This window comes from Arthrobacter methylotrophus (genome assembly GCF_039539965.1).
Taxonomy (GTDB): Bacteria; Actinomycetota; Actinomycetes; order Actinomycetales; family Micrococcaceae; genus Arthrobacter; species Arthrobacter methylotrophus.
Genome location: NZ_BAABED010000001.1, coordinates 3,987,930 through 4,007,181, shown reverse-complemented (window position 1 = coordinate 4,007,181; position 19,252 = coordinate 3,987,930). Strand labels below are relative to the sequence as shown.

The 19,252-nt window shown below is 63.1% G+C and carries 17 protein-coding genes; 8 read left to right on the top strand and 9 right to left on the bottom strand.

All coding sequences use genetic code 11. The features are described 5' to 3' along the window. Positions 1-5: 5 nt before the first annotated feature. From ABD884_RS20660 to ABD884_RS20650, 3 genes are all read right to left on the bottom strand, one after another. Entirely contained in the window at positions 6-971 is a 966-nt protein-coding gene (locus tag ABD884_RS20660) for a DUF6707 family protein (RefSeq protein WP_345051084.1), read from the bottom strand. A 91-nt stretch (positions 972-1,062) separates the two neighbouring features. After that, positions 1,063-1,602 carry an NUDIX hydrolase family protein gene (locus ABD884_RS20655; protein WP_345051079.1) on the bottom strand — a complete coding sequence of 180 codons (540 nt, stop codon included), beginning with the start codon at positions 1,600-1,602 and terminating at the stop codon, positions 1,063-1,065. 209 nt (positions 1,603-1,811) lie between these two features. Further along, positions 1,812-2,480, bottom strand: coding sequence for a VOC family protein (locus tag ABD884_RS20650; protein ID WP_345051072.1), 669 nt, complete (start codon positions 2,478-2,480; stop codon positions 1,812-1,814). Positions 2,481-2,544: 64 nt separating this feature from the next. On the opposite strand from ABD884_RS20650, the gene ABD884_RS20645 reads away from it, so the two are divergent. Continuing rightward, positions 2,545-3,147 carry a YdeI/OmpD-associated family protein gene (locus ABD884_RS20645; protein WP_345051068.1) on the top strand — a complete coding sequence of 201 codons (603 nt, stop codon included), beginning with the start codon at positions 2,545-2,547 and terminating at the stop codon, positions 3,145-3,147. An 8-nt stretch (positions 3,148-3,155) separates the two neighbouring features. Here ABD884_RS20645 and ABD884_RS20640 read toward each other — a convergent pair whose 3' ends face one another. After that, on the bottom strand, positions 3,156-3,665 hold the full coding sequence (locus tag ABD884_RS20640; RefSeq protein WP_345051063.1) for a hypothetical protein: 510 nt from the start codon (positions 3,663-3,665) through the stop codon (positions 3,156-3,158). Positions 3,666-3,694: 29 nt separating this feature from the next. After that, positions 3,695-4,867 (bottom strand): glycoside hydrolase family 76 protein, encoded by a 1,173-nt coding sequence (locus tag ABD884_RS20635; RefSeq protein WP_345051057.1) that lies wholly within the window; start codon positions 4,865-4,867, stop codon positions 3,695-3,697. Between the two features lie 109 nt (positions 4,868-4,976). Between ABD884_RS20635 and ABD884_RS20630 the strand changes: the two genes are divergently transcribed. The 4 genes from ABD884_RS20630 to ABD884_RS20615 all read left to right on the top strand — a co-directional run bounded on the left by ABD884_RS20630 (position 4,977) and on the right by ABD884_RS20615 (position 10,484). Next, positions 4,977-5,768, top strand: a complete 792-nt coding sequence (locus tag ABD884_RS20630) for an SDR family NAD(P)-dependent oxidoreductase (protein WP_345051053.1) — start codon at positions 4,977-4,979, stop codon at positions 5,766-5,768. A 14-nt stretch (positions 5,769-5,782) separates the two neighbouring features. After that, positions 5,783-7,039: an acyl-CoA dehydrogenase family protein gene (locus ABD884_RS20625; protein ID WP_345055116.1), complete on the top strand. Its 1,257-nt coding sequence runs from the start codon at positions 5,783-5,785 to the stop codon at positions 7,037-7,039. Positions 7,040-8,115: 1,076 nt separating this feature from the next. Continuing rightward, positions 8,116-9,306, top strand: a complete 1,191-nt coding sequence (locus tag ABD884_RS20620) for a YcaO-like family protein (protein ID WP_345051046.1) — start codon at positions 8,116-8,118, stop codon at positions 9,304-9,306. Positions 9,307-9,347: 41 nt separating this feature from the next. Continuing rightward, a complete protein-coding gene (locus tag ABD884_RS20615) occupies positions 9,348-10,484 on the top strand; it encodes an MFS transporter (protein ID WP_345051041.1) in 1,137 nt (378 codons plus the stop codon). A 275-nt stretch (positions 10,485-10,759) separates the two neighbouring features. On the opposite strand, the gene ABD884_RS20610 is transcribed toward ABD884_RS20615, so the two are convergent. After that, a complete protein-coding gene (locus ABD884_RS20610) occupies positions 10,760-11,608 on the bottom strand; it encodes a DUF1684 domain-containing protein (protein WP_345051036.1) in 849 nt (282 codons plus the stop codon). Between the two features lie 282 nt (positions 11,609-11,890). Here ABD884_RS20610 and ppc point away from each other — a divergent pair, with 282 nt between their 5' ends. Then, entirely contained in the window at positions 11,891-14,689 is a 2,799-nt protein-coding gene (gene ppc / locus ABD884_RS20605) for a phosphoenolpyruvate carboxylase (protein ID WP_345051030.1), read from the top strand. A 58-nt stretch (positions 14,690-14,747) separates the two neighbouring features. Here the strand turns inward: ppc and ABD884_RS20600 are convergent, their stop codons facing one another. The 3 genes from ABD884_RS20600 to ABD884_RS20590 are packed head-to-tail and all read right to left on the bottom strand — an operon-like array spanning position 14,748 to position 17,746. Beyond that, positions 14,748-15,524, bottom strand: coding sequence for an ABC transporter ATP-binding protein (locus ABD884_RS20600; RefSeq protein ID WP_345051025.1), 777 nt, complete (start codon positions 15,522-15,524; stop codon positions 14,748-14,750). Further along, positions 15,517-16,602 (bottom strand): FecCD family ABC transporter permease, encoded by a 1,086-nt coding sequence (locus ABD884_RS20595; protein ID WP_345051021.1) that lies wholly within the window; start codon positions 16,600-16,602, stop codon positions 15,517-15,519. Before ABD884_RS20595 ends, ABD884_RS20600 begins: the two co-directional genes overlap by 8 nt. Continuing rightward, positions 16,595-17,746 carry an ABC transporter substrate-binding protein gene (locus ABD884_RS20590; protein WP_345051016.1) on the bottom strand — a complete coding sequence of 384 codons (1,152 nt, stop codon included), beginning with the start codon at positions 17,744-17,746 and terminating at the stop codon, positions 16,595-16,597. The genes ABD884_RS20595 and ABD884_RS20590 overlap by 8 nt, the downstream gene beginning before the upstream one ends. A 151-nt stretch (positions 17,747-17,897) precedes the next feature. Here ABD884_RS20590 and ABD884_RS20585 point away from each other — a divergent pair, with 151 nt between their 5' ends. Beyond that, positions 17,898-18,671 (top strand): DUF6390 family protein, encoded by a 774-nt coding sequence (locus ABD884_RS20585; RefSeq protein WP_345051011.1) that lies wholly within the window; start codon positions 17,898-17,900, stop codon positions 18,669-18,671. A gap of 291 nt (positions 18,672-18,962) precedes the next feature. Further along, on the top strand, positions 18,963-19,172 hold the full coding sequence (locus ABD884_RS20580; protein ID WP_345051009.1) for a YegP family protein: 210 nt from the start codon (positions 18,963-18,965) through the stop codon (positions 19,170-19,172). Positions 19,173-19,252: the final 80 nt, after the last annotated feature.

Below are 19,252 nucleotides of genomic sequence, written 5' to 3'. Positions count from 1 at the left end.
AGCGCTTAGGCGCGCACGGCCTCGAGTTCGTTCGCGATCCGGTGATCGAGTTCACCTACGCTGAGGGTGTTCGAGCCCCCGTGTGCGCGCAGGAACAGCAGGTTTTCGAGCCGAAGTAGCCGCCATTCGCGCTCGGCGTCGCGATTGCCGTTGTCGATGGAGCGGAAGATTTCCTTGTCATACAGGTTCGGTTCGTTGAGCCCGCGCTGCCGGACTTTGGCGGCGATCCGGGCCTTGAACGGGTCTGTCTCGAGGGTGTCCGGCGCTTGCAGGAGCTGGTCGTAGACCTCTGCGCGCTCCGTTTGGCCGAGCTCGCGGCAAATGAAGCTCGAAAGGGCGAGTGCGCGTTCAACGGACATCCACCGGTCGCGGTTTCCGTCGTAGGGAAGCACATTGAGGATGTCGGCCACGGCCAGGGCGTTGTCCGGATCCCGCAGCTCGATGAAGAGATCGTGCGCCAGATCGCTCACATCCCGCAAGCAGCTTCCCGATTTCGTGTTGATGCCCTTCACCAGCCGTTCGCTGAGGACCGCGACGCCGTTCCTGCCGGGGTGCGCTTCGGCAGCGGCGGCCACCACGTCCTCGGGAGAATCGCTCGGCACCGGGATCAGTGCGAGCTGAGCGGGACCCGGCACAAGAGACCCGCTGACAGTGGGCGCCACGGCTGGCAGCGGAGGTACGACGACGGCGGGAATCGCCTCTGCGGGCGCGTCACCTTCGTTGGAAGCTGCGGCGTCGGGGGCGGCAACTGCCTCGCCCACCGGCACGCCGGACCCGACTGCGATCCGCACTTTCCCGCCAGCGATGGTGGTCACCAAGATGAGTGCGGGAACGCCAAAGTCATCCTGTTCGACCTCGATGTGGGTGATTTCCTCCGCGGGACCATCTCCGGGGAGGAACAGGTAGTCTCCGACTTGCAGGGCCCCAGCCTGCTTTTCACGGTACTGCTGGTCGGCTGGGCTGTGAGTCATCGGAAGTCCTTTGGTTCTCTTGGGGTCCGCCCAACAGTCTATAAAACCCCACCGAACAAGTGGGGGAGGCAGCTACTGACTGACGGTGCGGCTACTGTCCGACCCCAGCGAAAGCCAGGGCCTGGCGCACCAGGTTGCTGCGTCCGCCGCTGAATTCCTGCTGGACGTCGTGGCCCAGGATCTCCTGCGGGGTCATCCACGTCAGCTCGAGGGCGTCCTGGCGCGGTTCGCACTCGCCTGTCACAGGGATGACGTAAACCAGGGACACGGCGTGTTGGCGGTCGTCCGTGAAGCCGGTCTGTGACGGCGCCGGGAAGTACTCGGCCACCGTGAAGGGCACGGGACTGACAGGCAATTGCGGGAAGGCGAGAGGCCCGAGGTCCTTCTCCATGTGCCGCAGCAGCGCTGCCCGGATGGTTTCGCGGTAAAGCACGCGGCCGGAAACGAAGGACCGGACCATGGTGCCGTCGGCATCGCCCTGAAGCAGGGTGCCCACCTCGTTGACGAAGCCGAGCGGATCCAAACGCACGGGAACCGCCTCTACATAAACCATGGGGAGGCGGCCGCGGGCTTCGAAGAGGTCTTCATCGGAAAGCCAGCCGGAGTAGGGGTCAGGGGTACGAACACTCATGGTTAAGTTCTACCCCATCCCTTGCTGTTCCGAGGCTTAGCAATCAGAGAGCCAGGATTGCGTCGATCCCAAAACCTGGAACGCTCGCTCACGTTTGGGGGAAAAATCGGGAACGCTCCTTCAGATGATCTGCAGACGGGTCGTGGGAAATACCGATATAGGTGCAGGAGCGTTGGTGGAAGGGCGGGTATAGGTGAGGGAGCGTTGGGCTATGGTGCACTCGCCACCCGGATGGTGCCTTCCCCGGGGAACGGGATCGTCAGGACCGAGCCGACCATGGCTGAGCCGAGGCCCGCGGCGGCGAGCCGGGTGTCCACGGCCGCGAGGTCGCCGTCGTACTCGAAAGCGAGGCCGCCCGCGGCAGTTTCCGCGGATTTCCGGACCACAAGGATGCCGCCGTTCTTCGTAGTGAAATCCGCGGCGCCAGTGGACATGTGCCGCGGCCGCGCGCCGATGTTGCGCAACTCCCGCGCGGCTTGCTGAACGTCCGGGGTGAGCCAGGTCCCGACGACGGCGAGTCGCGGATCCGCTTCAGGGCTGGTGCTGCGGCTGGCCGCCTTGTCCGCGAGGAAGCTGAAGCCGTCCTGCGCGACGATACGGACGGCCTGGCCATGATCGGCGTCGATCAGTTCGGCCCGGGTTCCGTCCGCCGTGGTGCGGCGCGCAAACTCGGCCAGATCCCCTACTTCGACGCCGAACACCGTTGTGCCGTCGTCGGGCGAGCCAAGGGCCGTGCGGTGTAGGGCGATCCGGCCCGCGCCGGAATCGAACTCCACCCAAGCGCCGTGGTCCGCGACGCACACGAGGCCCAGCGCCGAAAGAAGGTGCTTCCAGCCAGCGATGTCGGAGGTGAACTGGACGGGGCGGACGCGCAGCATGGATCCTCCGGGACATGGGTCGAGTGGGCTTTCGTCTCAGCCTAACTCGCACCAGAATGGGGCCATGGCTGTTGAACTTGAAGAACTGATCGTCAAAGACGCTGCTGAATGGCGGTCCTGGCTCGAAAAGAACGGCGCCGATAGCCCCGGCGTGTGGCTCGTACTGCACAAAAAGGGCGGCAACGTGACGGAACTGGATTACGCCGCTGCTTTGGATGAGTGCCTCTGTTTCGGGTGGATCGACGGCCAAGGCAGAAGGCGCGACAACGAGAGCGTCTTCCAGCGCATGACCCGCCGCGGCCCTAAAAGCCCTTGGTCCAAACGGAACGTTGCACACGTTGCGCGTTTGGAAGCCGAAGGGAAGATGACCGCCGCCGGCCGGGCCGCCGTCGAGGACGCCAAGGCCGACGGGCGCTGGGAGGCCGCCTACGTGGGTCAAGCGGATGCGGAAGTCCCGGAGGACCTCGCTGCCGCCATCGCCGCCGTTCCCGAAGCCCAGGCCATGTTCGATGTCCTGACGGCGGTCAATCGCTATTCCCTGATCTACCGCACCAACGCGGTGAAGAAGGCGGAGACCCGGGCCAGGAAGATCGCCGGCTTCGTGGAGATGCTGGCGCGGCAGGAGACCCCGCATCCGCAGAAGAAAAAGCCCGCGGTGGCAGAGTAGCCGGAGACTTACCCGCGGGTTTCCCGGGCCAGGGCAGCGATCCACTCAGGGGTGTCCTCGCCGAGCCGCTTGTCGAGTGTGACCCTGGCCTTGGCTGCGGCGATCTGGACCTTGCGGTCCTCGGGGCTCACCGAGGCGGGACGCTGCGACGGCGAAACGGTACGGGTTTCGGATGCTGTGGCGGCTGCCAGGAGCGCGTCCTCCGTGCCGACTTTGAGGAGCTCGAGTTCCTCCCGGGACGCGAGCTCGCTGTGGCCCAGAAGCTCGATGGCTTTCTGCCCCATTTCGGCCTCGGAGCGACTGCGGGACAGGGACGCGTCCAGCGCCCATTGAGCGCGGCGCCACCACTCGGACCTGTTATCCGACCGGGCCTTCTGCCGCAGGGACAGGAGGCCCACGAACGCGGCAACGATCGCCGCCACAAGGACTGCGAGCGGGCTGAGCGCACTGACGATCTGCCACCATTCCGCGGGCGGAGCGAGCACTGTGACAGGCAACGGACTCGGTGAAGGGTTCACAGCTCCAGACTAGGCCTCGGCACTGACAATTACTGGACTCGCGAAGCGGCTTCCAGCATCATCCATGCCTGCAGTTGCGTGGAGAGTTCGACGGCGGTGCCCGCCGGGTACGTTTCGGTGGCCGGGCGCTGGGGTTCCGTCGAGAACATCAGCGAGCCACCGCCGTCGTACTTTCCGGAAGTCTTGCCGACAGCGTCGGTGCGCGTGGCACGCCCCGTCCAGAGCGCCTCCGCGGTGTCGAGCACCAATTGGCGGGCGGTGGCCCGGGTAACGGCAGGCAAACGCAGGTCCTTTGCGGCGAGCGCCAAGTAGCGGACCAGGATCCCGGTGAAGAGTCCGCCGTCGCCGGTTCCTTCGCCGCGCAGGACCAGTTTCTCCTGCCGTTTGGGAGAGGCGTGCACGGTCAGATGCGCCGCCACCGAGCCCACCAGCGCGGCTGCGCGTGCAAGGTTCGCTTCCCCACCCAGTTCCAACAAGGTGCCGAGTACCGGGCCCTGGTTGTAGGTGTAGATCTCCTCCGCCAGGACGAGTTTGCCTTCTTGGATTTTGGCACCGTCAAGGTAGAGGCCCCGGGTGGGTTCGTAGAGTGTGGCGTCGAGCCAGTCCAGTAGCCCTTGGGCCCGCTGAGGCTTGCCGGTCCGGGCGAAATGCAGGGCTACGGGGGCCGTGGCAGGGGTGTTCTTGAAATCTCGTGTGGTGTTCCAGAAGGTGCCTCCACCCATGTGGTCCGTGGAGGCCGACTCGAACTGCGGCGACAGGCTTTTCTGCAACCGGGCGTTGCGTCGGCGGCCCGGCTTGTGCGCTTTCTCGGCCAAGCCGTCCAGGCGGAGGGTTGCGAGGGCCAGCCATGCCATGTCGTCGTAGTAGCTGTTGACGTAGCGCAGGAAGTTGCGCAAGCGGATGGTGGTGACCAGGCGTGAAGCCAGATGGCCAGCGCTGGGCCGGGTGGCGCCGTCGAACCTTGATCCCGAAGCCAGCTCGCGCACGCCGGCGTCCACGAGGCAATCGACGTAATGCGCCTGCCACCAGTAGTTCCATGGCTGGAAAGGCTTCGAGAGACCCTTGCTGGGCCGTACCGACGCAGCGAGATGGGTTCCCGGGAGGAAGACGAGGCGCCGACCGAAATACCGGGTCACCGAACGCGCGGCGTCATTGGCCCGCGCGGCCCAATCCGGCGTTTCGGGCGTTCCGGGGGCTGGCATGGTGACAGCTTAACGCGACAGCGTGAATAACTTGCCCTCCACAGTGCACAATCAACGTGATTCAGTTAACATGCATTAACGGATTTTGGTTCTGCATCAAGGAGGATGGATGGACATCAAGGGCGCAGTGGCGTTGATAACCGGTGGAGCTTCGGGACTGGGGGCAGCGACCGCCAGGCGATTGCTCGACGCCGGAGCAACAATCGTGCTGCTTGATCTCCGCTCTTCACCGGGTGAGTCCCTCGCTGCCGAACTCAATGCCTCGGGAGCCGAAGGCAAAGCGGTGTTCGTCCCCGCCGACGTCACCAACGAGGATCAGGTACAGGCCGCGGTGGATGCCGCCGTCGCCCTTGGCCCGCTCCGGATCCTGGTCAACTGCGCCGGTATCGCAACCCCGGGCAAGGTGCTTGGCAAGGACGGCGTGCTTCCGCTGGAGAACTTCAACCGGGTCATCCAGATCAACCTCGTAGGCACCTTCAACGTGATCCGCCTGGCCGCAGCCGCGATGGCCCGGAACGAGCCTGTGTCTACCGAGCTCGGTGGCGAGGAACGCGGCGTCATCATCAATACGGCCTCCGTGGCGGCGTTCGACGGCCAGATCGGGCAGCCCGCATATGCCGCGTCCAAGGGGGCGGTGGCCGCCATGACACTGCCCCTGGCCCGCGAACTGGCGCGCTCGCTGATACGCGTCATGGCCATCGCGCCGGGCATCTTCGAAACCCCCATGCTGGCAGGATTGCCGCAGGATGCACAACTGTCCCTGGGCCAGCAGGTACCGCACCCCTCCCGTCTCGGACGGCCCGCCGAATATGCCAACCTGGTGGCGCACATCGTGGAAAACGCCATGCTCAACGGAGAAACCATCCGCCTTGACGGCGCTATCCGGATGGCACCCAAGTGAGCCGGACGCATAAGGTGGCGGCCGGCGTCGAGCGTTCGCCGGGTTCTCCCGGATCTCTGCCTGACTCTTTGCCCGGGGCGGATTTTTTCGATTTCGAATCGCTCCTTAGCGTCCAGGAACAACGCAAGCTCAATGAACTCCGGGAATTCCTTGCCACGGAAATCGCGCCCTACGCCAAGGATTGGTGGGACAAGGCCGAGTTCCCGGCGCACATCTTGCCCAAGCTCGCCGCCCTTCGCCTGAGCACCCCGACCCACCGCGGCTACAGCAATCTGTTCGCCGGGCTCGTCATTGCGGAAATGACTCGTGTGGACACCTCCATTGCCACGTTCTTCATGGTCCACCACGACCTCTTCATCGAGGCACTCTACGAATTCGGTTCAAAGGAGCAACAGGACCGATACCTGGACGACGCCTCCAATCTGAGGACCACCGGAGCCTTCGCGCTCACCGAGCCGGACCACGGTTCCGACGTGGCGGGCGGCATGCAGACGATGGCCCGGAGGGTCGTCGGGGGAGCCGACGACGGCGGCGACTGCTGGGTGCTCAACGGCGCCAAGCGTTGGATCGGCAACGGGACGTTCTGCGATCACGTGCTGGTCTGGGCCCGGGACGAGGCTGACGGTGCCATCCGCGGCTTCATCGTGGACGCCACCCTTCCCGGAGTGACGCGCACCAAGATCGAGAACAAGATCGCCCTGCGTACCGTGCAAAACGCCGACATTGGCCTCAAAGACGTCCGGATTGCCGAGGCGGACCGTTTCGCCGGGATCAACAGTTTCGCCGATACCAACCATCTGCTGCGCGGTTCCAGGCTCATGGTGGCCTGGCAGGCCGTGGGGCAGCAGTTGGCGGCGTTCGACGTCGCACGGCAGTACGCGCTTGAACGCCAGCAGTTCGGCCGGCCGTTGGCGAAGTTCCAGCTCATCCAGCAGCAACTGGTGGACATGCTCGGAAATGCCGTGGCCAGTATGGGCATGATGGTACGGATCGCCCAGCTGCAGGAAGACATGTACACCGACAGCAAGGGAGTGCGGCACGGCGGCGCCCAGATGGCCCAAGTTGCGCTGGCCAAGTCCTATTGCAGCGCCCGCATGCGCGAAACCGTGGCCATGGGCCGGTCAATCCTCGGCGGAAACGGCATTGTGACCGATTACAAGATGGCCAAGATCTTTGCCGACGCCGAAGCGATCTACACCTACGAGGGATCGTTCGAGATCAACTCGCTCATCGTGGGCCGGGCCGTGACAGGGGTTTCCGCGATCGTTTGAGGGGCTTTTTTGGCGTCGCAGGGCGCGGAGCGGGACGCCGGGCTCGCCATTCCGGGGGCTTGTTTCCCAGGCCGGAGCTTGAAGCGCGGCGATGGGAAACAAGCCCCGGTCTTGGGAGCTCACATCAGCCGAGAACCCGACCTTCGTGATGGGTCCGGGGTTGTGAGAATGACGAGTTGCTGGCTCCCCGCCTCAGACCTGTAACCAAGGAAAGCGGACGCCGGTAACGCGCGTAAGTGCCACAGCATTCATCGAATAGCACCAAATTTTGTCAACTCACAAGAATTCCAGAGGCTTTACTAAAGACGTGTTAGGTTGAATATTCACAAAAGATGCGATTCATGTTGAAAGGGGTAATTCATGATTAAGTCATCCTTGGTGGCGCCGAAGACGTCGAGCAAGTCAGGTAGCCTTGCCGCCCGTCAGGCCGGCGGCTACAACTAAGCCGCGTCTCTGTTGAAGATGCCGCCTTCATTCGGAGGCGGCATTTTCTCTTTGAACGATCTGAGCAACTATGCAAACACAGCACAGCGCGCTACTAAACGACTCATATGCGGAGTTGCGCAAGGAAATCCGGCTCCCGCCCCTTTCTTTGACCCAACTTAGCGACCTCCGAAACGCGTTTTCGACTGACGGTTCACGCATGGCAGTGGTCGTATCTATCCATGAAGCAGAGAAGCTAAAGGACGTCGGGGATTGTATCCTTCGCTTGAGCACCGGCGCTTTTGGCAGGACGTTGGGGCCGGTCGCCCGTGATTGGGTCCTTGGCTGTCCCTCTTGTCTTGCGGAAAAGACTGCAGTCCTTGCCGAGTCTCCGCTGGCATCACCTTGCGCGGTATTTGACGACGAGGTCGCGGTCCAATTGATTGAGATCTTCTGGCGGATACACGGTGGCTCTGACGAATCTCACGGACGTGCAGAATTGGTCGGTGTTTTTACCTCAGCCCGGTTGCAGTGTTTGCAGCCACATTCCAAAGGACACACAAATACTCCAGCGTCTGCTCGGAACCGCCGATGATCCTGGTGACCGAGTCGACCCAGCAGATTTTCATTCGGACAGTGGAGGCTTTCGAAGCTTGACATCAAGTGAATTTGTTGCGGCGAACCGGGCTTTGGTTGGATTCGCTGGGGCCATGCTGAACCCGGTCTATGCTGCAGACGACTCGGGAGTCGTCGTGGTCAACGCACCCGTATTTATGGCGAACGGGCGAGGTTTTGAAGTCGCCGGAGGCAAGGGCCTGGGAGCCGACCAGAGCTTCGCGAGTTGCATAGGTGAGGGTATAGAGCGTCACTTCCTGACCGGCGTATGGCAAGCCAAGAGCACCCGGGCAAGCTTTGAACAAATCACAACTTCTGCATTGGACCCGAAAGCGCTGGGATACCCCCTTCGGGTCAACCCGCCAGGCCAGGTCCCCTACACCCCGCAACTCCCGATCGAATGGGTCAACGGTGACTGCCTCACAACGGGAACACACGTATCGTTACCCGCAAATTTGGTGTTCGCTCCTTACACCCCAGCAGTTGGAAGCGGCCGATTTTCCATGAGCAGCACAAACGGTGCAGCCTGCGGCGCGACATTGGAAGACGCAACAGTTCAGTCACTCCTCGAGCTCGTCGAGCGGGATGCTTTCTGGTTCTACTCGCGCACTATATCCCAGCCTTCAAATATCCCCGTTGCCTCCATCCCCAGGGAAGTACAGCTACTGATGCGTTCCTTTAACGGCAAGTTCCGGATCCAGGAATTACGAAACCCGTTCAACATTCCCGTTGTGCAGGTCACCTACGAGTCCAATCTCCGTGAAGGCAGCCGCACTGCCCGCGGCACAGGCGCGACCATGACACTTGAGTCAAGCATCAGAAGGGCGTTCTCAGAGTGCATCCAGATGTACGAGTCCCTGTCCACGGGGTTGGAAGTATCCCCGTCTCCCATGGACATGAGAAGCATCTGGTACACGGGAGAAGTCAAGGAGATCTTCCCCGAGTTCTTCAGCGAGTCCGGGCGTGTTGAGGACTCGTGCTACCCAAAATTCTCTTCAAACGAAGCACTCCTCCAACACCTCCTCGAGTCCATCTCGGCACAGTCGATGCACCCCTACCGGCACGTTCTGGTCGAAACAAGCACCATCTCCGTCGTCAAGTGCCTCCTGCCGGAAGTATCCGTAGTCGATTCAAGCTATTTCAAGACAAGCTCCCGATTTGAATCATTCGCTCAATGGGCCGGGACCGATCTAGTTCACCGAGACTATTCCGGTTCCCTGTTCATGTAGTCAGCCAAGGAACTAGTGCCATGTGGCGTGTTTTTTCGTTCGTGATCCTTTCAGCTGCAGGGGTTGCCTGCTTCACCGTTGTCGACAACCTGTATTTTGTGGGACAAGGGTACTCTCTGACGTTTATCGGGGCGCTGCTGGCCACCTTTAACCTGGCCGTTGCCGTTGCCGAGCTGCCATTCGCCATGTTGTTTGACCGGTGGTCGAACAAGGCAGCATTGCAAATCGGCAATCTCATTCGAACCGCAGCCTTCATCTTGTTCTTCTTGAACTTCGGCCCGGGCTGGATCTTGACCGCCGAAGCGCTGGCCGGCGTCGGTGCCGCAGCCCTCAGCGGCACCGCCAACGCCTTGATCATCAACCACAGCGAAGGCACGACCGCTGACGGACGGGCCAGATCATTCGGGAAGATCACCTACCTGTCCTCTGCCGCGGCTGTCGTCGGAGGCCTGATCGGCGTCGGGGTCTATCTAATTGACCCGCGGCTCATCTGGCTGACAGCGGCCGGATTCTATGTCCTGGCAGGCGCAGCGATGCTCCAATACAAAGAACACCGGGAGCCCCACGCGCGAACGTCATGGAAACAATACCGGGTGGACGTCTTCGGGGTCCTGCGCCGGCGGGGCACCTGGCTGCTGGTTCTGACCAACGCCGGTTCAGTCGCTCCATTTCTTCTATGGCAGATCAAGTTCGACACTTTCTCCATCGTGTTTGTTGTTGTTGGATTCCTTCTCATGAAATTCGCGGGCCTTATCGGCCCCCTCATATTGAAAAGATTCAAGGTCCCCGTCCGGCTCGTGTTTGCCGTGGCCATCGCCAACCTGGCCGTAGTAGGAGCGTTCGGCGCCGCCACGGCACCAGCGCTCATCGCAGTAACATTCTTCTTCCATGTCTTGCTGCACATCGCCCAAACCGTTCTGATATCCGGTTACTTCCACGCAAGTGTCGACAACACCTACAGAGCCACCGCTGGATCAATCGTGTCTATGGCGGATTCCGCCGTCATTGTCGTCCTTGCCCCCCTCGCCGGGGCAGTCAGTCAAGCCTTTGGACTTGGCTGGGGCGTGTCCATTTCCTGCATCCTGTACGCATTGGTTGCAATCATCAGCACCCGTCCCGGATTCAGAAGAAGCACAGACGAACCGAACCAGGAGAAGGAATTGCAACGAACCGTATAACGGGAGGGCTGCTCCGGGTTCCGCAACCACCCGCCGTCGCAGTCGGATCAGGAATGACACCAGCCGAATCGTTTCATCCAGAGGGCGCGAATCGCTGCCATCATCGCGCACGTTACCGGGTGGCGCTCCGGAGCAGGCGGTATTCCTCGCGAACAACCGGCGGCGCCTCCGGGGTCCCCAGCTGATAAAGGGGGATGCGATACGTTTCCCGGGCCGACCAGGCGGCCACAGCGCCGATGATGCAGATTTGGACGACCCGTTTTGGACGACTCCGTTCAGACGATCCGTCCCGCCGGCAACTTCTCCCCGGCCTCGACCGCCACGTCGATCGAGTTTCCAGCTACGGGCATGGGGCATGTGCCGTACGGTGTGAAGGCGCTGGGGTAGTTGATGGCGCGGTTGAAGTCCAACACCACCGACGCCTTTCCCTCGGAATCAACGCGGGGGCGTGAAATGGAGAGCTTGCGCCATTCGTCCGTGGTGTTGCCGTTCGTTTCGTCGTGGAACGTGACAGTGAGGGCTCCGAGCTTCTCTGCCTCGGCATGCAGGCGGACCTCGTGGGGAAGGCCGGGCACCCGGAAAACGACCTCGCCCACGGACCGGTGCACCCCGTCCACCAACGGGTTGGCCGTCCCGATCGGTACATCCACGGGCTCGGGGTAGGGCTCGAAGCGACCGTCGAGCACCCAGACGGGGTTGAACTCGAAGGTGGGAACGGCGTCGAACTCGGTCAACACGGGCGAGGAGTCATCCCTGGTGCGGATGGCGTATTTGTCCGCACGCATGGCGAGTTCCACCACTACTTGCCGGCCGTCAGTGCCGCCGAACTGCACCCACATGAGCGATTCCTCGTCCTGGAGGGTCGCCGAAATCGTGCCGTCCACGGGAGCTCCCGTTTCCACGAGCGTGAGTCCATCCGCCGCGCTCGCGGTGAGGGACGCCGTCGTGCCGTCCGTTGACCAAAGCCCCGGGACGAGCTCGACGGCGGCGGGCGCGGATTCGAGCCACTGGAAGGAGGTGAGGGTGAGCCAGCCGTGTTCCGCTGCGAGGGCGGCGTTGCGGCCGTTGCGGAAGCGCTGCCAGCGCTCCAGCTGGGCGTTGCTTGCGGGAGCTGTTGCGCTCATGGTTCCTCCAGCGGCTTGGACGGTGTGTGGTTGCCTTAACCATGCACCTTTCGCCGCCATTCCCGTAACCCAACTAGCTCGCATTTGTTGTCGTGCTGGGGGCTCATAACGGCAACAACTGCGAGTCAGTTGGGCGGGCGGGTACGGGGCAGCGACAACATTTGGGACGGATTGCCACTACCAGAAGAGCTGCGGGTAAGATTCTCTAGGAAATATTAGTAATCCGGCTCACAGTATCCAGCGCAGTGTACGGGCCACACACAACGCCAGAAGGTATTTTTCATGGTTGACACTGCACATCTCAGCACCGACCTTGCCGCGGAACTCCGGGCGGACGTCCGCCGCGTCTCCACGCTTCTCGGGGAGTCGTTGGTCCGCCAGCACGGGCCGGAGCTGTTGCAGCTCGTTGAGCAGGTGCGGTTGCTCACCAAGGAATCCAAGGAAGCAGCCCGCGGCGGTGCTGACGCCACAGGCCCTTGGAGCGCGCACGACGTCGTCGCACAGGTCCGGGAGCTGCTCGCCTCATTGCCGCTTGAGGAAGCCACGGAGCTGGTGCGCGCCTTCGCCTTCTATTTTCACCTCGCCAACGCCGCGGAGCAGGTGCATCGCGTCCGTGGACTGCGTACACGCAAGGAAAAGGATGGCTGGCTGGCCAAAGCCGTGACGGAGATTGCCGAGGAAGTCGGAACCCAGGCCCTGCAGGACGTCGTCAACGAGCTGGACGTTCGTCCGATCTTCACCGCCCACCCCACCGAAGCCTCCCGCCGTTCGGTACTGGACAAGGTCCGCAAGCTCTCGGACGTCCTGGCCGAATCCACTCTCGAGGGCACGGCCGCCCGCCGACGCCAGGACCGCCAACTCGCCGAGGTCATTGACCAGATGTGGCAGACCGACGAACTGCGCCAAGTCCGTCCCACCCCCGTGGACGAGGCCCGGAACGCCATCTACTACCTCAGCAGCATCCTGACCGACGCCATGCCGGAAATGCTCACCGACCTTACTGAACTGCTGGGCGAACACGGCGTGGTCCTGCCCCCGCAAAACGCCCCCATCCGCTTCGGGTCCTGGATCGGCGGGGACCGCGACGGCAACCCGAACGTCACCGCCTCTGTGACCCGCGAAGTCCTGCAGCTTCAGAACCAGCACGCCGTGCGGATCAGCATCTCCATGATCGATGAACTGATCTCCATCCTCTCCAACTCCACGGCTTTGGTGGACGCGGAAGAAGACCTCCTGGACTCGATCGCCGTCGACCTCAAGAACCTGCCCGGCCTGGACAGACGCATCCTGGAGTTGAACGCGCAGGAGCCCTACCGCCTTAAGCTGACGTGCATCAAGGCCAAGCTCATCAACACCGGCCGCCGAGTGGCCGCATCCAAATACCACGAAGCCGGCCGCGACTACGCATCAACCTCGGAGCTGCTGGCCGAACTCGAGCTGTTGGAAACCTCGCTGCGCAAGCACTCGGCGGTGCTCGTGGCGGACGGCGCTTTAGCCCGTGTCCGCCGTGCGATCGCCTCCTTCGGGCTGCACTTGGCGACCCTCGATATCCGTGAGCATGCCGATTACCACCACGACGCCGTCGGGCAGTTGATGGACCGGATCGGCGTGGGGATCCCGTACGGCGAGTTGAGCCGCGCGGAGCGCTTTGAGCGGCTGAGCGCGGAGCTGGCTTCCCGCCGCCCATTGTCCGGCCACCCCATCAAACTCGACGGCGACGGCGACCGCACGTACGACGTCTTCCGCAGCATCCGCCACGCCCTCCAGACCTACGGGCCCGACGTCGTCGAGACCTACATCATCTCCATGACCCGCGGCGCGGACGACGTCTTGGCCGCCGCGGTGCTAGCCCGTGAGGCCGGGCTGATCGACCTTTTTGGCGCGGCTCCCTACGCCAGGATCGGTTTCGCTCCGCTCTTGGAAACCGTGGAAGAGCTGCGTGCCTCGGCCGAAATCGTGGACCTGCTGCTCTCCGATCCTTCCTACCGCGAGCTCGTCCGGCTGCGCGACGATGTCCAGGAAATCATGCTGGGTTACTCAGACTCCAATAAGGAATCCGGGGTCATGACCAGCCAGTGGGAGATCCACAAAACCCAGCGCAAGCTGCGCGACGTAGCGGCCAAGCACGGCGTGAACGTCAGGCTGTTCCACGGCCGCGGCGGCTCGGTGGGCCGTGGCGGCGGACCCACCTACGACGCCATCATGGCCCAGCCGAACGGGGTGCTCGAAGGCGCCATCAAGTTCACTGAGCAAGGCGAAGTCATCTCGGACAAGTACTCGCTGCCGGAGCTCGCCCGCGAAAACCTTGAGCTCTCCCTGGCCGCCGTGATGCAGGGATCCGCGCTGCACCGCACCCCACGCACTTCCGACGACGAGCGCGAACGCTACGGGCAGGTCATGGAGATCATTTCGGACGCCGCGTTTGCCCAGTACCGCACGCTGATCGACGATCCGGACCTGCCCGCGTATTTCCTGGCGTCGACGCCGGTGGAGCAGCTAGGTTCCCTGAACATCGGCTCGCGGCCGTCCAAGCGCCCCGATTCCGGAGCCGGCTTGGGTGGGTTGCGGGCTATCCCGTGGGTGTTCGGTTGGACGCAGTCACGGCAGATCGTCCCGGGCTGGTTCGGCGTGGGCTCAGGGTTGAAGGCCGCCCGCGAAGCAGGCAACACCGCTGAACTCGCCGAGATGACGAAGCGCTGGCACTTCTTCCAGTCCGTGATTTCCAACGTGGAGATGACCTTGGCCAAGACGGACATGGACATCGCCGGGCACTACGTGTCTTCGCTGGTTCCGGAAGAGCTGCACCACCTGTTCAAGGCAATCCGCGCGGAGTACGATCTCACCGTTGCCGAAGTGGCGCTCCTGAGCGGCGAAACCGAACTCCTGGAAGCCCAGCCGACGCTCAAGCGCTCCCTGGAAATCCGCGACCAATACCTCGACCCCATCAGCTATCTGCAGGTGGAGCTGCTGCGCCGCGTCCGCGAAGCCTCCATTTCCGGCGCCGAGATCGACGAACGACTTCAGCGGGCCATGCTCATCACCGTCAACGGAGTGGCCGCCGGCCTCCGCAACACCGGCTAAGCACTTCTTTCCCTGCCGACGCTCGCTCACCTATGTGGGCTTTTCGGGGAACGCTCGCTCACCTATGCGGGCGCTCGGCGGAACGCTCCTGCACCTTTGGGCCGTAGTCCACCACGAGCGTCAAGCGGGGCACACCGCCGTCGGAATATGACAGCGTGCTGACCGGAACGCCGTACAGGGCCGAAAGCTCGGCATCGCTCAGCAGCTCAGCGGCGCGGCCGGCGCGGGCGCCGGTGCGGCCCAAGAGAACAACCTGACCGGCCAGGTGCATAGCGTGGTCCGGGTGATGGGTACTCAGGAGCAACGCCATGCCGTCGGCCATGAGCTCGCGCAGCAGCGTCAAGACCCTCACCTGGTTCTTCAGGTCAAGCCCGGTGGCCGGCTCGTCCAGGACCAGGAGGGGTGAGCCTGCGGCGATGGCCCGGGCGATGAGGACCAGCTGTTGCTCGCCGCCGCTCAGAGTGGGGAAGAGCCGGTCTTGGAGCTGGGCGGCGCCCACCCGTTCCATTGCGTCCAAAGCGGCGGCACGATCGGCACTGCCCGGCGTGCGGAAGACACCCACATGCCTCGCCCGCCCCATCAGCACCATGTCCAGGGCGCGGTAGGCGAAAGCGCTGCCATGTGCCTGCGGCACGAATCCTGCGCTCTGCTCCCGGAAAACCACCCCTTCCAAGGGTGCCAGCAGCCCGGCAGCGCAGCGCACCAAGGTGGTCTTACCGCTTCCATTAGGTCCCAACACCGCGGTTGCCGTGCCCGGGGACACCCTGAAGCTCACGTCGCGAAAGACCCATTTCCGCTGGTTGTAGCCAAAGCCCACTTGGTCCAGTTCAAGCACTCTCCCAGATCCTTTCGCGGTTACGGCGAAGGAGCAGGAAGAAGACTGGTGCGCCGATCAAGGCGGTGAGGACGCCTAGCGGGATTTCACCGGCGGTCGCCGTCCGCGCCACGGTGTCCACCAGGACGACGTATGCCGCACCCAGCAGGAAGGACACGGGAAGCAAGATGCGGTGATCGGGCCCCACCCACATGCGGGCCAGATGCGGAACCACGAGACCAACCCAGCTCACAGCGCCGCTGACCGCGACCGCTCCAGCCACGATCAGGGCCACCGCGAGCAGCACCACCCAGCGCAGCGGCCGCGGCCGCACGCCCAAGGCCGCGGCGTCGTCGTCGCCCAAGGAGAGCAGGTTGATCCGCCAGCGCAGGGCCAAGAGTACGACGGCGCCACCCAGGATGGGGACCACGGCAACTAGCACTTTGGTGAAGGTCGCCGTGGCAACGCTGCCGAGCAGCCAGAACACGATGGCGGGCAAGGTGGTGTTGGGGTCCGCGACATACGTCACCAATGCGACCAGAGCCGAGAAGAACGAGCCGGTCACCACACCGCCGAGCACGACCATCAACATCGGCGTTCCCCCGCGGCCCGAGGTGATCAGGAACAAGGTTGCGAGAGCGATCAGCCCGAACGCGAATGACCCGGTGACGAGGAGTGCGGATTCCAGACCCAGGAGGAGCGCGAGTGCACCACCGAAGGAGGCCCCGGCAGAGACGCCGATGATTTCGGGGCTGACGAGGGGGTTGCGGAAGACGGCCTGCAGGGCTGCGCCGCCGAGCGCCAGGCCGCCGCCCACCAGCGCCGCCAGGAGGATCCGCGGCATCCGCACGAGGAGCACGACGTTCTGTTCCGTGGCGTTCGCTTCGGTAGGAAACGGGGCAATCCGGGAGGCCAGGATCTCGATGACGTGCCCGAGCGGAACGCTGTAGCGACCGAGCGCTAGCGCTACAAGCCCTGTCGTGACAAGGAACAGAGCAGCCAGGGCGACGGGAACGACGGCGGCCGGTTCGCGCCGCTGGTCGCGCGGCTTGGCTCGGTCGTGACGACGCAGGCGGGGAGGGCTGGTTTCATCAAGCATTGAATTGCTGGTAGCTGGCGGAAGCGTTGTTGTTGGTGGTCCACAGGATTTTGTCCAACTCGGCGGCCGTGGGCTGGTGGTTGTACAGGAAGCTGAAGTAATCGCTCACCGTGCTCCGCAGCGGCGACTTTTCCTGCGGGAAGGCGATGTCGGCGAGCCAGTGCCACATGAGCGGCGATTCCTGGCCGGGGGGATCCCAGCGGTACCCGCCGAGGGGAACTTTGTAGACCTGGCGCGAGCGGACCGCGGAAACGTTCTGCCACACGGGGTCAGCGTAGATGTCTTGGGGCATCGCGTTGTCGAAGTTGCCCAGAAGAATGACCTCAGGATCCCACTTGAGTACCTGTTCCACGTCCAGGCCGATCATCCCCGAGCCTGGCAGCGGGTCTTTTCCGGTGGCGGGGTTGGTGGCCCCGATGAGCTTGATGTAGAAGTCGTTGTAGCTGTTGGCTCCTGCAACTTTGAGGCCGCCCGTGAACCTGTTGAAGTACAGGATGCTTGGGCCTTTGCTGGTGCGTGCAGCTGCCTGTGAGGTGATAGCGGCCAGTTCCTGGTCACTCCTGGCCTTGATCTGGACAGCACGCTCGGGCTTTCCCAGCATTGCGGCGAACATCGTGATCCAGGCGTCGACGTCTTGTTGTGTACCGGTGTTTTTCAGGCCGACGACGGTGAGTCCTGCCTTCTCGAGCGGCTCGACGAGCTGCGCATCAGACCATTGGATCACGACGTCGGGATTCAGCGCCCGCACGCTCTCTACGTTCGGGGTGAAATCCTGCGCGGCGATGTCGTGTGGGATATCGAGGGCGTGGGGAAACATGGTTCCCATGACGCCGTCGCGCATGGCCACCCACGAAACGTTGTGCATGGCGGCCAAGTGGTCCGAGCTCTGGTCCACGGCGACGAGAAGGGAGGCCGCCGGCATCGGAATGGTGACAACCCGCGTGACGGGACGGGCAAAGGTAGCAGTCTTGCCGCGTTGGTCAGTCACGCTGATGCTCGGGGCGGTGGAAGCGTACGGCTGTGTGGAAGCGGACGACGGCGGCGCGGAGCCGGCTGGTCCGTTACATCCGGCCAGGAACGCTGCGGAGCCGCCGGCCACGAGGATTTGGAGGGCAGTGCGGCGGTCTAGCTCGGAGGATCCCATGTTTTGACCCGTCTGTGCGTCGGTCTTCACAGCATCCGCTCGTAGCGTTTGGGTGTCAACGATTTTGCCGTCGCAAGCGGAGCGCGAATCCCTTGTCCCGGGTCTGCCCCGGTGCTAGTTTCAAGGGACCCTTGTAGAAGGTGGCCACGCGATGATCGCCGATGGTGCGCAGTTGTTCGTCCGCTACGCTTATCCGCCGAACGCCCGGGGCAGCTGCGGGCCGCCGGACAGTGATGCGCTGCTGCACTACGGCCAGTCCGGCGTCACTGATCAAGGACTGCGGGAACTCGCCAAGGGCTTCGCGGGGGCGTGGCCGTACTTGGAACTCATAGCGGGTTCCACAGGGATAGCTGACCCGCTTGATCCCCGCGTAGTGGAGGCTTATTGGGTGGGCAACAGTCTGTTGGATTCCGTGGGCATCACGAATATCGGGAATTCGATGCAGGATCGCTTCCGGGCCCGCACCGGCCTGCAGTTCCCGCACTTGGTGGAAGGCGTCCTGGCAGGCGGAGTACCGCACCACAGCTTCCACGTCTTTGAGATCTATCCTTGGCTGGGATTGCTCCGCGATGAGCGGCGGTATGCAACTGCTTTGAACGTCCTTGACCGGTGCCGAATCCGGTGGGGCGAGGTCCTGGCCATCACTGGCGACGAGGCTGTAGTTAGCTCGAGGCCGCTCGTATGGGACGGAGTAACGCTGGGCGTAGGCGAACCTGTGGTGGAATCGGCCAAATTTGCCGTCAACGGAACCGGGTTCATCGCCGGACTGAGCGTCGGCGACACCGTCTCACTGCACTGGGACTGGGTATGTGACCGGATCACTCCGCATCAAATCCAGCAGCTGAAGCACTTCACTGCGCGCCACCTTAAGATCGCCAATACCGGCGTTGAACACCGTGGCGCCGCGATCGCGCTCGAACACTAGGTGCGAAGGCAAGAGAATCACGTTGTGTCATGACGCCGAATTCCTGGGCGATCTGTTCCGACCGTAGCCGGGCTTATGCTGCGCGGCGAGAGCCGGTCGGTGCATTTCAAAACTCACAGCCAGGCTCCCATTTCTCCGTCATTTAGGACGGGGTTCCGGCTATTCATTCGATGTGAGGGATGACGGCGGCATGCTTGGCATCGTCACGTATGCCCGGGCCGGAAACACCTCGGCAAACACAAGACCCCGACGTGGAACACCATGCTGAGGGAAAACCAAGGGAGAACCGCAATGACCTCTCAATTCAATCTCCACCTTGACGCGGACGCTGGTCTGCGGTTCGAACTCGTCACCGGAAATGGGGACGTACTCCTCACCTCCGAGGCTTTCGAGGACGAGGACGCAGCAATCGCAGCGATCTGGTCGGTGCGCGATGCAGCGGCCAAAGGGCGCATCGTTGATCTCACCGGATCGGTACCGGAAAACCACCATTCCGACTAGCCATGGTCCCGGGCCTGAACCAATCGATCCCTGACGATGTCCTGAACACCGTCACGCTCCAAGAAAGCCTGTGAAGGCGC

Bases quoted from the DNA above. Each gene is read 5' to 3' on its own strand.
- ABD884_RS20660 (WP_345051084.1), bottom strand. From the start codon at position 971: ATGACTCACAGCCCAGCCGACCAGCAGTACCGTGAAAAGCAGGCTGGG.
- ABD884_RS20585 (WP_345051011.1), top strand. From the start codon at position 17,898: ATGATCGCCGATGGTGCGCAGTTGTTCGTCCGCTACGCTTATCCGCCG.
- ABD884_RS20630 (WP_345051053.1), top strand. From the start codon at position 4,977: ATGGACATCAAGGGCGCAGTGGCGTTGATAACCGGTGGAGCTTCGGGA.
- ABD884_RS20595 (WP_345051021.1), bottom strand. From the start codon at position 16,602: ATGCTTGATGAAACCAGCCCTCCCCGCCTGCGTCGTCACGACCGAGCC.
- ABD884_RS20590 (WP_345051016.1), bottom strand. From the start codon at position 17,746: ATGGGATCCTCCGAGCTAGACCGCCGCACTGCCCTCCAAATCCTCGTG.
- ABD884_RS20580 (WP_345051009.1), top strand. From the start codon at position 18,963: ATGACCTCTCAATTCAATCTCCACCTTGACGCGGACGCTGGTCTGCGG.
- ABD884_RS20645 (WP_345051068.1), top strand. From the start codon at position 2,545: ATGGCTGTTGAACTTGAAGAACTGATCGTCAAAGACGCTGCTGAATGG.
- ABD884_RS20655 (WP_345051079.1), bottom strand. From the start codon at position 1,602: ATGAGTGTTCGTACCCCTGACCCCTACTCCGGCTGGCTTTCCGATGAA.
- ABD884_RS20650 (WP_345051072.1), bottom strand. From the start codon at position 2,480: ATGCTGCGCGTCCGCCCCGTCCAGTTCACCTCCGACATCGCTGGCTGG.
- ABD884_RS20635 (WP_345051057.1), bottom strand. From the start codon at position 4,867: ATGCCAGCCCCCGGAACGCCCGAAACGCCGGATTGGGCCGCGCGGGCC.
- ppc (WP_345051030.1), top strand. From the start codon at position 11,891: ATGGTTGACACTGCACATCTCAGCACCGACCTTGCCGCGGAACTCCGG.
- ABD884_RS20610 (WP_345051036.1), bottom strand. From the start codon at position 11,608: ATGAGCGCAACAGCTCCCGCAAGCAACGCCCAGCTGGAGCGCTGGCAG.